Annotated in this window: 1 protein-coding gene and 1 pseudogene; both read left to right on the top strand. The window is 51.3% G+C overall.

Annotated elements, in window-relative coordinates; all coding sequences use genetic code 11:
* A pseudogene (locus K0778_RS28900) lies at positions 1 to 108 on the top strand (ANT(3'')-Ia family aminoglycoside nucleotidyltransferase); the annotation flags it as partial.
* A 122-nt stretch (positions 109 to 230) separates the two neighbouring features.
* The gene (qac, locus tag K0778_RS26630) at positions 231 to 563 is read left to right on the top strand and encodes a quaternary ammonium compound efflux SMR transporter QacL (protein WP_000800531.1); all 333 of its coding nucleotides are present in this window, start codon (positions 231 to 233) and stop codon (positions 561 to 563) included.
* Positions 564 to 744: the final 181 nt, after the last annotated feature.

Here is a 744-nt window from a genome sequence, read left to right as displayed (position 1 = left end):
TCAGTTGGAAGAATTTGTTCACTACGTGAAAGGCGAGATCACCAAGGTAGTCGGCAAATAATGTCTAACAATTCGTTCAAGCCGACGCCGCTTCGCGGCGCGGCTTAACTCAAGCGTTAGATGCCAGATTTGGCGTTGCGTATGCTCACAGAAAATCGACAGCCGCAAGACTGTTTTTGGCAACTCATAGCCACCACTATTTATCCTTCATACCGTAGAGGAGATTGCACGTGAAGAACTGGCTCTTTCTGGCTATTGCAATATTTGGTGAGGTCGTCGCAACTTCCGCACTGAAGTCCAGCCATGGATTCACCAAGTTAGTTCCTTCTGTTGTAGTTGTGGCTGGCTACGGGCTTGCGTTCTATTTCCTCTCTCTCGCACTCAAGTCCATCCCGGTCGGCATTGCTTATGCTGTTTGGGCTGGCCTCGGCATCGTACTTGTGGCAGCTATCGCTTGGATCTTCCATGGCCAGAAACTAGACTTGTGGGCGTTCGTTGGCATGGGACTTATCGTTAGTGGCGTCGCCGTTCTAAATCTGCTATCCAAGGTCAGCGCACATTGATCGGGCTGGCATCTAACAGTTCATTCAAGCCGACGCCGCTTCGCGGCGCGGCTTAATTCAGGTGTTAGTCGGACGCCTACGGCGCCGAGGAAAAAAGAAACCAAACCATTCTTGCTGCCAAAGAGAAAAACCCCTTACGGTGGCGTACTGGGAAAGTGCGTATCTACGACGCCTTGCCGGT

This window comes from Escherichia sp. XD33 (assembly GCF_019375075.1).
GTDB lineage: Bacteria > Pseudomonadota > Gammaproteobacteria > Enterobacterales > Enterobacteriaceae > Enterobacter > Enterobacter flexneri_A.
The sequence above is the reverse complement of the archived record's forward strand: the minus strand, read 5'-3'. Positions and strand labels throughout refer to the sequence as shown.